Genomic DNA, 10,709 nt, shown 5'->3' with positions numbered 1-10,709 from the left:
GGTCCTGGACGCCGAGGTGATCGTGGGCGACGAGACTGACGGAGGAGTGCCCGCGGCCACGGATGCAGACGTCGCCGATGGCGCCGGGGCCGCCGGTGAGGTGGGGGCCTCGGCGATGCGAGACGAGGACGCCGTGCCGGCCGGTGGGATGGCGAGGGGCATGGCGATGCTCGGCGGCGCTGCCGCGGCCGGGCTCGCGGGGACGGTCAGGCCCGCTCTCCCCGGTTCGAGGCCCGCTTTCCCCGGTTCGAGGTATTGCTCGTCGGTATTCGGCCGCGCAATACCTCGAACCGGCGGGGTCGGCGCGGACGTCGCCGGAGTTGCGGACATTCCCGGCACTGTGGGCGTTCCCGGCACTGCGCGCCTGGCCGCGCCGATGACCATTGCACGCCGGGGCGCAGTCCACCGGGGGGCGGCCGCTGCGGCAGTTCCCGGAGTCGTCGTTGTGGACGGTGTCGTGATCCTGCTCGGCGTCGCGGTCGTGCTCGGCGTCGCGGTCGTGCTCGGCGCCGGGGTACCCACCATTGGTCCGGCGATCGGCCGCACCGGACCTCGCCACGATGTCGGCGTGGTCACCACACGTTGAACCGTGGTCGCGGGCACCGGCAAAACGCTGCGTGGCGTAGCGCGAATCCCCCCCGACTCGAGGTATGGCGCGGCGCTATTCGGCCCGGTTATACCTCGAACCGTTGGGGACTCGACCGCTGAGGAATCGATGGACGCTGTTCCGGCCTCCCCCGGCGACGGCGAGACCACCGGCAGGGCCACCTGCCGCTGCACCGACGCAGACATCGGCAAAACGCTCGGTAGCGCGCCGGGCACCGCACTGGTCCCCTCCCTCGATTCGAGGTATTGCGCGGCGCTATTCGACCGCTCCATACCTCGAACGGGCGGGGAGGGTGTCGCCGAAAGTCCCGAGGCGGAGCGCGGTTCGGATGGGGCTGTCCGCGGCCTCGCAGGCGCCGAGGTAGCGGTCGCCGCAGTCATTCCTACCGTTACCGACGCAGCGGTGACCGCCGTCGCAGCAACCGTTCCCGTTGCTCCAGGCTTGGCGGTCGCCCCAGCTGTTGCTCCCGTTCCTGGCTGGCTGGATGGCGAGGCGACCGGTAGCGCCACCGCCCGCTGCACTCGCGCGGCCGAAGGTAGAACGCTCGGCAATGACGAAGGCAGTGACAAAGGCAACGCGTGATTGCTCACACCAGAGCGGTTCGAGGGGGGCGAAGCAGTAGCGGCACTGGCCGCTCCGGAACGCGACTCCGACGGTGCCGTCCGTGCGCGTCCTGACGCACCGGCCGCCGCCGTCGTCGTCCCCGTTGGCCCAACTGATTGCGGCGAGGCGGAGGACACCACAGCAGTCATCGTGGGTGCAGCCGCTCCCGACGGACTCGACGCAATCGACGGACGCGAGACAACCGGCAAGGCCACCGCCCGCTGCACCGAGGCAGGCACGGGCGCCGGCGGCACGATCGGCATCGAACGCGACACGTCACTGTTCGACACGTCACTGTTCGACACGTCACTGATCGACCCGCCACCACTCGACAGGGAGCGGTTCGACGTCGGGGAGGCCGTCGTCGAACCGGTTGTCGTCACGCCCGAATCGACGTGTGGCAGGTCGTGGTTCGGGCCCTCATCACCTCGAACCGACGGGGACGGAACCGCTGCGCCGCCCGCACCCCTTGGCGTGGAACGTGGCTCCACGGGCGCCGTCCGCGCGGGTTCTGACGCACCGGTGGTCGATGATGTTGCCTCCGCGGGCCCAACGTGTCGCGGTGCTCCCGACGCGGTGGTCGCCCCAAGGGTGCTCGCGAGTCCAGCTGCGGTCGACGTTGCGGACGAACTCGACGACGGCGAAACCACCGGCAAGGACATCGCCCGCTGCACCGGAGCCCGCACCGGCTCAGGCGGAACGCTTGGCAACGCCTCAGCCAACGAACTCGACACGTCACCGCTCGACACATCGCTGCTCGACACAGAACTGTTCGACGACGGGGAGAGAGTCGACGTCCCGATCATGCTCACGCCCGATTCGAGGTGTGGCGCGGCGCTATTCGGACCCTCAATACCTCGAACCGGCAGGGAGGGTGATGCCACAATCCTTGGCGCGGAGGGCACCGCTTCGCTTCCCGATGACGACGACGATTCAGAAGCAGCGGTCCTCCCGGGCCCTGGTGCACCGGTCGCGGCGGTCTCCCCAACCGGTGCAGTGGCCACGGACGAGGGCGAGGTGCCGGTCGCCGCATTGACACCGGCGGTGGTAGCGGCGGGCGTCGACGCCCGCGGAACAACCGGGAGCGACACCTCCCGCTGTATCGGCGCCGGCGCAAGCGCGATGCTCGGCAACTCCCCCGGCACCGAAGCGGGCGCGTCACTCCTTGACCCAGAGCCGCTCGACGTTGACGTGGGTGACCCCGAAGGGTTCGCCTCTTCACCAGCCGCTCTCGCCGACTCCACACGTGTCCCCGTCACCCCTGAATCGAGGTATGGCAAGGCGGTACTCGGCCCTCCCATACCTCGACCCGACGTGGAAGGCTCAGCCACGCTTTCCGATGCAGAGCGCGGTTCGGGAGACGGGCTCGACGCCGGCGTGACAACCGGCGGCGCCACGGCCCGCTGCACCGGCAGAGGCGACGGCGACGGCAGCGACGACGGAGCGCTCGGCAAATCCCCTGGTTCGAGGTGCGACAGGGCGCTTTTCGGCCCTCCTGTACCTCGAACCGCGAGGGGGAGGGCTGCGGGAGGCGCAGCGGGAGCCACTGTGGGCGTCACTGTGGGAGTCGAGGCGGGCTCGATCCATGGGATGTCAACGGTGGTGGCGTTCGCATCGTCCGTGTCGCCATCACCCACGCCCGCGGGCGCGTCGAGGTCCGGAGTGGCGTGCTCGCTTGGAGACGCGGGCGCCACAGCCCGTTGCACCGGCATCGCCGGCGCAGGTCGGTGGGCACCCACCGGCAGGCTGCTCGCCGTGTCCGGCACCGCCGAGATCGGCGCGCCCAGGCCACGGGTCCTGGTCGCCGTGGTCGGCTGGGCCACAGGGGTCGCGGGGGCCACCTGGGTCGCCGGGGCCACCGGAGTCGCCGGGGCCGTGGTCAGCGGGGCAACAGCGTCGGTCGTCGGGGCACTCGCTGGAGGAGGCACGACCGGCAGGGGCATCGGAGAGATCGACGAGGAATCGAGGCGCGTCTCAGGCTCGACCACCGACTCATCGACGACCACGTGCGGCACCGCCTGAACGGTTGGTTCAGGCTCGGCCACGGGCTCATCGACGACCACCGCAGGGGCAGCAGCCATCTCGGGCTCAGGCTCGGCCTCCGGCTCCGCCCCCCACTCCGAGGGCAGCGGTTCGGCGGTCAACTGCATGACCGGCAGCGCAGCGGAGGTCGCCGACGTCATGGCCGGTCGCGCACCCGACGCCGCCTTCGGCACCGCCGACGCGGCCGTCGTCCGTGGGGCGAAGTCGGTCGAGTACCGCTGGCGGTGACCGGCCGTACCGGCGTCCTGGCCGCGTCTGTTCGCCACCGGCATCGACGGCGATCCGCCCATCGCGGGCGCGTCGGCGCCGGCCCCACCCTCGACCACGGGCCCGACTCGGGGCATGGCCGCCTCGACCTGCCGCTGAATCCCGCTGGTCAACGCGGTGCTGCGCCAGGCCGCCAACCCCGACGCGAAGTCCATCGGACGGGTCGTCAGCGCCGGTGATGCCAACGTGCTCGGCATCGCCGGCAGCGACGCCCACGCGGCGGAGGGGCGCTCGGGCGCCTGCCCGTCAGGTGCCTCCCCGGGCGCGGGAGGCGCAGCCGGAACGGCCGGCTCATCCGCCCGGCCCGACCCCTCACGGCTCCACGGCCAGCGCATATTCACCGCCCTTCCGAAATGCGTTCATTGAGATGGGCGATCTCCGTGACATACCGCCGTCGCTGCGGGTGCTCAAGATCGAGGATGTCGTCGAGTCGCCAGTGAAAATGAAAGGCCACGTACGCCACCTCCTCGTAGATCTGGTCAGCGGCGTACGTCAGGATTCCCCCAGGCTCCCTCCGGAAAGGTCGACGGCAAACCGGTGGGAGCAGGACGGGCAGGAAACCGCCGCCCGGGTATGCCCCTCGGTGTTGATCCGTCGATAGAAATCCTGGAGGAAGGCAACGTCTGAGGCGAACATGTTCTCGACGACGTTCGAGGTGATCGACGGAACGGTCCCGAGCGAGGTGATCACCCGGGCCAGGAGGATCACCGTCGTGAAGGCGGCGTTCTCCATGACCCGGGCGTCGTAGAGCGGGAGCAACTCGTCCCGGGCCGTGGCCAACCGCATCGTGCCACTGCGGTGCACGACGCCCTCACCGTCGACGAACCCGCGCGGCAGCTCGAAGGCGAACTCCGTCTGCAGAACGGGGCGCTCGGGCACCATCGGCGCCGGGCGGTCGAGGTCCGTGGGGGCCCCGAGGTCCGCCAACGAGCCGTTGATGCGCGAGCGAGCCATCACGCCACCGTGGACTCGTCGAAGCTCATCGTGAACTTCTCGGTGGCGGACTCGGTCGAGCCTGCCTTGAGGTTGCTGATCTCGACCTTCGAGACCCACACGTTCACGAAGTTGTAGGTCTTGAGCGTGGTGCCCTGGTAGTCCGTGATCTCGACCGCGGCGGTCTTGCGGGACGTCTTCACGTCACCGGTCATGACCGACTTGAGCCAATCACTGATCGTCTTGCTGTCGGTCAGGCCGCGGGTCACGGTGATCTCGCCGCCCTTGGGCCGGCCGATGAGCGTGCGGGTGATGTACTTGCCGTCCTTGGTCTGCTCCTTCATCTCGATCTTCTCGACCTCTTGGGTCAGGCCGGTGACCTCGATGACCTTGGGGACCTCGATCCCGTCGAGGGTGAAGCGGAAGCCGTTGGCGGCGGCGGAGTCAAGCGGATCAGCGAGCGGAGCCATGGTTCATCGTCCTTTCGTGGAGGGCTGTGGAGGTGGGGCGTCGACTACTCGGCGACGAGGCTGAGGCCGCCCGAGAACTGGGACAGCTGGAAGACGACGAACTCGGCGGGCTTGACCGGCGCCACACCGATCTGGCAGACGACCTGGCCGGCGTCGATGCCTTCGGCCGGGTTGGTCTCCTCGTCACACTTGACGAAGTACGCGTCGTCCGGCGTGGCCCCGAAGAGGGCGCCCTTGCGCCACTCGTTGACGAGGAAGGCGCTGATGGTGCGCCGGATCCGCGCCCACAGCTGCGGGTCATTCGGCTCGAAGACGACCCATTGGGTGCCGTCGAGGATGGACTCCTCCAGGTAGTTGAACAGTCGCCGCACATTGATGTAGCGCCACGCCGGGTCGCTGGAGAGGGTGCGGGCACCCCACACGCGCACACCGCGCCCCGGGAAGGCCCGGATGCAGTTGACGCCCACGGGGTTGAGCAGGTCGTGCTCGGCCCGGGTGATCTGGGTCTCCAGGCTGATCGCGCCGCGCACGACCTCGTTGGCGGGCGCCTTGTGCACGCCACGGGTGTCATCGTTGCGAGCCCAGATACCGGCCATGTGGCCACTCGGCGGTACGTGCTGCGCCATGCCGGTGGCGGGGTCCATGACCTTGACGTACGGCCAGTAGAGCGTGGCGTACTTCGAGTCGAAACCGGCGCCGTTGACGCGCCAGTCCAGGATCTTCTGCGGGTTCAGACCCGGGGGCGGGTCGAGGATGGCCATGCGGTCACCCATCATCTCGCAGTGGGCGATGACGGCCAACTGCACCGCCTTGAACTGCTCCAGGTCGATCGCGCCCTGCTCCAGGGCCGCCACGAGGTCGGGCACGGCCACCATGGTGACCTCGTCGATCGCCTCGAGACCACTGAAGCCGGTGCGCTGCGCGACATCGCCGACGTAGTCGTCCACGCCCATCTCGGTGGGCTCCGGGCCGACCGGCTCCGGTTCGGGAGCGGTGAGCTCGGTCTGCCCGTGGTCGACCTTGACCAGCGCGGCGTTCGGGGCGGTCGCCTCGATCTTGATCTGCTTCGACCCGGCCACGCGGGTGAGCAGGTAGTTGTCACCCTCCTTGGTGCTGACGTTCTCGTACGTCTCGACGGGCTTGCCGTCGCTGATCACGGTTAGGGTGAACATGTCCTCCGGCAGGTTCTCGCCCTTGCCCGGGGAGACCTGCACCGACAGCGGCTTGACCCGGGAGGCGTGGATCGCCGAGACGGTGAAGCCACCGAGGACCGCCGAGGGTGGGCCGGCCGGCACGGCGCGCGGCGCGGGCTTCCCGGCCACGCTCTGCCCGTTGGCGCTCTGCCCGTTGGCGCTGAGCCCGCCACCGACCCGAACGATGAAGCAGTTGCTGCCGCCGTTCTGCATGAAGCCGTAGACGGCGTGGGCGAGGTAGGTGCCCGGCAGGAAGTCGCCGAAGGTCTCGGTGAACTGGGTCCAGTTCGAGATCAGGGTCGGCTCGTGCATCGGCCCCTTCTCGGCCAAGCCGACGAAGGCGGCGACCGCAGTGCCGGCACCCTCGATCGGCCGGCTGCCCGATTCGATCTCCTCGACATAGACACCGGGTGACAGATAGTTCGGCATTGCGCCTCCTTGGGAGTTCGGCCCGTTCCCTCCAAGAATTCCGTTGCCCGAGTGTGTCCGGTACGTCCGTCAGGTCGTCCTGTCGGGTAGGGCCCGCTGCCCGTTGGGGCAATGCGGTCAGGCAGGCATTTCCTCTTCGTCGGAAGCCTCGCGCTGGACCGGTTGGGGGGCCACGGTGCTGGCGTCGTTCTCCAGGTCGACGAGACGGGCCGCGTTGGCCGTCGCCGCCTGCTCGAACCGATCCGAGGGGTCGCTGACGCGATAGCCCGCGGCCGTCGCGGTGCCGTCGACCGGGCCCGAGCGCTGCTGCACGACATGCGTCAACTCATGGGCCAGCACCGTGCGCCCGGCGGCCGAACTCGGGTCGTACATCCCGCGCTGGAAGACCACGTTGGTACCCGAGGTGTACGCCGTTGCCCCAACGGCCCGGGCGGAGGCGTGCGCGGCCGAGTCGGTATGCACCCGCACCTGGGAGAAGTCCTCCCCGAAGCGATGCTCCATGTCGGCCCGCACGTCCGCGGCCATCGGCGCGCCACCCCCGTTGAGCACGCCGCCGATCGGGTCCTCCTTCTCCCCGATCAGCCGCTGCACCGCCCGGTTGCCGACCAGACGCTGCAGATACGCAATGCCCGAAAGGGCAGCGGCTCCCTCATCGCGCCCCTCGCGCTTCACCGGCGCCGCAGCTGATCGCTTCTGCTGCTCCTCATGGGCGTGCATCTCGTCTCCTCCAGCTCAGGTCACACGGCGGATCGATTCAACAGCGAGTGGTAGCGACCGAACTCCTTCTCGACGCACAGTCGCCCGAGCTTGCGGTATTCCCGTTGCACGGCCATGACGACCTGAGCCATCGTCACGGGGCAATCGGCGTTGGCCGCCAGATAGGCCGCCGTCACCGCGGCCGACCGAATCCCCCCACCACTGAGTTCGAAGGCGTTCGCGCAGAACTCCAGATCGAGGGTCTCGGATTGCGGCAGCGTCTTCAGACTCATCCGCCACAGCGCCAACCGCTGCGCGGCGTCGGGCATCGGGAAGTCGACCAGTACGTCGATCCGTCGCGTGAACGCCTCATCGATGTTGGCCCGCAGGTTCGTCGACAGAATCGCCAACCCGTCGAAACTCTCCATGCGCTGCAGCAGGAAGGCGCTTTCGACATTCGCATAGCGGTCGTGAGCGTCCTTGACCTCACTACGCTTGCCGAAGACCGCATCGGCCTCGTCGAAGAGGAGCACACCGTTGACCCCGGAAGCCGCCTCGAAGATCTGGTCGAGATTCTTCTCCGTCTCCCCCACGTACTTGTCGATGACCGTGGCCAGATCTACGACGTACAGATCCAGACCCAGCTCGCCGGCGATCACCTCGGCCGACATCGTCTTTCCGGTCCCCGAATCTCCGGAGAACAGTGCGGCCACCCCGATCCCACGACCGCCGCCTGGTCGCATGGCCCATTCACCGAGCACCTTCTCTCGATGCCGGGCGCGCGCCGCGACCTCCTGCAGCGCCGTCATCGTCGGGATCGGCAGCGCCAGGTCCGACCATCCGACGGCCGGTTCGATCCGGCGCGCGAGACGTTGGAGCGTGGCGTCGTTCTCGCCACGCGCCCCGGCACGCACTGCCTCGACGGTGACGCGGCCATCGCCGGACAGCCGCGACTGGGCACGCGCCGCCTCGGCGGCCCGCGCCACCTGCGTCGGTCGCAGCAGGAACTGCGAAGTGGCGTAACCGGGGTCGAAGTCGACGTCCGAGAGCGCCGACCGCCACAGCTCGCCGCGCTCCGCCGGCGTACTGCCGGGCACGGACACGAGCAACGGCGGATCGGCCGACCACGCCGGATCCCACGAGCCGCTGCCGTAGACGATCAGCGGCAACGGGTGCGCCTCGAGCGCCTCCAGCAGATCGGCGGTCAGCGTCACGTCGGTGACCGGCCCGAGTACCACGCCCCGGCCGGTCAGTCGAGCTTCGCGCGCCACCGCCCGCGCCACGCTCACCGGGTCCGGCTGCCGCTGCAGCGCGCCCAGGTCGACCACCAGGGCCTCCAGGCCGAGCCTGGCCAACACGTCGACGCCCAGGAGCAGACCCGAACCCGTCGGCGGCTCGCGCAGATACGCCAAGGTGATTCCGGTCGACATGGCATCGGCCACGGCGCTCCCGTCACCCCACGCGATCGCGGGAGTCGGATGCAGGACCGCAGCCACGGCCGCGTCGGGCGTGTCGATGCCGAGCAGATGGCTGACGACCCGGTCGGTGGCCCGCAACGAGCGGCACGGGAACGGTCGGTCCGGGTCCTCGAGGACGATCAGGCCGGTACGCACGAGCGGGCCGCTGGTCAGGCGGTCGCGACCGGCGGCCGAGATCAGCGGCACCCCACACATCGCCAGGGCCACCGAGGCCGTGGGTCGGCGCCGCGTGACGTCGTCGTTGAGGTAGCCGAAGAGGTGGTAGAAGCGCGAGTCGAGGTCGGCCGCCAACGCCACGAGGAGGAGGTCGACGTCCAGCGGCGACAATTCGCACGAGCGAGCCAACTCGGCCAACCGGCCCGTGCACTCCTCCGGCTCCTCTGGCGGGAGCGCGTCGACGATGCGCAACAGCGCATCGGCCTCGGAGTCAAGGATCTGATCGACCTGCTCATCGCTGAGATACAGGCCCCGGTACGGGTCGTCCGGGTTCTGGTCCATGCCGCGGCGGGCGGCGACGACCGTGCGAATCCGCCGTTCCAGTCGGCCGATGTGGGCGAGCAGGTCGCCGAAGTCGGTGGCCTCGTTCACGGCGCACCCACGGAGGATCGTTGCTGACGGTCATCGTCGCGACCGCCGTTGACGGTGTTCGCGGCCCCGAGAATGAGCCCCTCGAGCACCGGCGGGCCGGCCGCCAGCACCGCCCCGGCATCGAACGGCGCGGTGATGACCACGTCCAGTGAGGGCTTGAGCTCACCGCCCAGCGCGGACCACACATCGGCGAAGTTGCGGTCCTCCGACGGAGGCACGCCCACGGTGATGCGGACCAGATCCCCCGCTGCGGCCAACGGCCCGCCGAGCAGGTCCGGCGGCATGGCCTCGTACTGGATCAGGCAGGCCAACACCGAGGCCAGCAGCAGGTGCTCGTCCTCCGGCCGCTGGGTCCAGGCCGTGACGAGGTAGGAGAGTCGGAAGTGCCGCGGGGCGGGTCGACGGGCGACGACGCGGCCGGTCTCGTCGCGCACGTCCAGCAAGCCGCCCTCACGTCGACGCATGTCCTCGCGGATGTCGTAGAGGTAGACGTTGATGGTGGGCACGCTGCGGCGGGCGGCCCAATCCGTCGTGGGCGCGTCGAACACCACCTCGATGTCCGAGCCGACCGCGACCTGCGACCGGATCAGGGAGCGCAGCGCCTCATCGACCTGCGGAATCATGTCAGTTCCTCTCGATGAAGCCGGGCGGCGCCACGCTACGCGGAGCCACGAGCATATCTGCCGTCACCGTGCTGAAGAGTCCGCGTCGGGTGGCAACCGCCTCGACCTTGCGTGGGCCGAGTCGGTCGCGACGCAGCACGAGCACCTGGGTGGCCGGTAGCGTGCCGTCATCGTTGACGCGCAGCGTCGGGATCGGCGCCATGATGCCGGTGTCGAAGCCGAGATCGACCATGGCCCCCGGCGGAAAATCCGATCCGCTGACGACGGTGACACCGCCGGGCACGACGACGTTCGGGGACAGTCGAACCTCGGGCCGGCGTACGACCAGGGGCGCGCTGCTGGCCGCCGGCGGCATGGTGGAGTTCCGTGCGGTCACCGCGGCGTACACGTCACCGAAGCCGTCGGCGCGGTAGCGCACGGTGGCGCGCAGTTCGACGCTCTCACCGGGGTCGAGCGGGCCGACGGTGCAGGGGGCACCGCTGGTGAAACAGGCGGGGCCGCTTCGCACGGTGACGATCCGGCGTGGGTGCGAAACCTGCACCTCACCGGTCACAGCGGTTTGGGTGCCGGAGTTGCGCACGGTCACGATCGTCGTGCCGCGTCCGCCGACGTAGCCGGGCGTCTCGGTGCGCACGCTGATCGACAGGGCCGTGACGAGCGGCGCCGGTGGCGTGGACGTGGACGTGGTGGGCGGGGTCGTCGTTGGTGGGGTGGACGTGGACGTGGTGGGCGGGGCCGTTGTGGGCGGAGTCGAGGTGGTCGGCGGCTCACTCGTCGTC

The 10,709-nt window shown here is 69.6% G+C and carries 10 protein-coding genes and 1 pseudogene; 3 read left to right on the top strand and 8 right to left on the bottom strand.

Annotated features, from left to right (window positions below; genetic code table 11):
* The 3 genes and pseudogenes from KD1_RS04850 to KD1_RS17495 all read left to right on the top strand — a co-directional run.
* Positions 1 to 586 (top strand): annotated as a pseudogene (locus KD1_RS04850) (hypothetical protein); the annotation flags it as partial.
* Between the two features lie 774 nt (positions 587 to 1,360).
* Positions 1,361 to 3,232: a hypothetical protein gene (locus KD1_RS16505; RefSeq protein WP_157073177.1), complete on the top strand. Its 1,872-nt coding sequence runs from the start codon at positions 1,361 to 1,363 to the stop codon at positions 3,230 to 3,232.
* A 126-nt stretch (positions 3,233 to 3,358) separates the two neighbouring features.
* On the top strand, positions 3,359 to 3,481 hold the full coding sequence (locus KD1_RS17495) for a hypothetical protein (protein WP_281177585.1): 123 nt from the start codon (positions 3,359 to 3,361) through the stop codon (positions 3,479 to 3,481).
* A gap of 376 nt (positions 3,482 to 3,857) precedes the next feature.
* Here the strand turns inward: KD1_RS17495 and KD1_RS17620 are convergent, their stop codons facing one another.
* The 8 genes from KD1_RS17620 to KD1_RS04810 form a co-directional block, all read right to left on the bottom strand.
* On the bottom strand, positions 3,858 to 4,016 hold the full coding sequence (locus tag KD1_RS17620) for a DUF6760 family protein (protein WP_370670747.1): 159 nt from the start codon (positions 4,014 to 4,016) through the stop codon (positions 3,858 to 3,860).
* Entirely contained in the window at positions 4,013 to 4,474 is a 462-nt protein-coding gene (locus tag KD1_RS04840; RefSeq protein WP_083542099.1) for a hypothetical protein, read from the bottom strand. Before KD1_RS04840 ends, KD1_RS17620 begins: the two co-directional genes overlap by 4 nt.
* The gene (locus KD1_RS04835) at positions 4,474 to 4,923 is read right to left on the bottom strand and encodes a phage tail protein (RefSeq protein WP_068398330.1); all 450 of its coding nucleotides are present in this window, start codon (positions 4,921 to 4,923) and stop codon (positions 4,474 to 4,476) included. The genes KD1_RS04840 and KD1_RS04835 overlap by 1 nt, the downstream gene beginning before the upstream one ends.
* Before the next feature lie 44 nt (positions 4,924 to 4,967).
* A complete protein-coding gene (locus KD1_RS04830) occupies positions 4,968 to 6,545 on the bottom strand; it encodes a phage tail sheath family protein (RefSeq protein ID WP_068398327.1) in 1,578 nt (525 codons plus the stop codon).
* Positions 6,546 to 6,662: 117 nt separating this feature from the next.
* Positions 6,663 to 7,262, bottom strand: coding sequence for an eCIS core domain-containing protein (locus KD1_RS04825; RefSeq protein ID WP_068398324.1), 600 nt, complete (start codon positions 7,260 to 7,262; stop codon positions 6,663 to 6,665).
* Between the two features lie 20 nt (positions 7,263 to 7,282).
* On the bottom strand, positions 7,283 to 9,307 hold the full coding sequence (locus KD1_RS04820; protein ID WP_245627281.1) for an ATP-binding protein: 2,025 nt from the start codon (positions 9,305 to 9,307) through the stop codon (positions 7,283 to 7,285).
* Positions 9,304 to 9,930 carry a Pvc16 family protein gene (locus KD1_RS04815; RefSeq protein WP_083542097.1) on the bottom strand — a complete coding sequence of 209 codons (627 nt, stop codon included), beginning with the start codon at positions 9,928 to 9,930 and terminating at the stop codon, positions 9,304 to 9,306. Before KD1_RS04815 ends, KD1_RS04820 begins: the two co-directional genes overlap by 4 nt.
* Before the next feature lies 1 nt (position 9,931).
* The coding region (locus tag KD1_RS04810; protein ID WP_217995799.1) for a hypothetical protein at positions 9,932 to 10,709 on the bottom strand (778 nt) is incomplete at its 5' end.

Source organism: Kribbia dieselivorans NBRC 106261, from assembly GCF_001552435.1.
Taxonomy (GTDB): domain Bacteria; phylum Actinomycetota; class Actinomycetes; order Actinomycetales; family Dermatophilaceae; genus Kribbia; species Kribbia dieselivorans.
The sequence above is the reverse complement of the archived record's forward strand: the minus strand, read 5'-3'. Positions and strand labels throughout refer to the sequence as shown.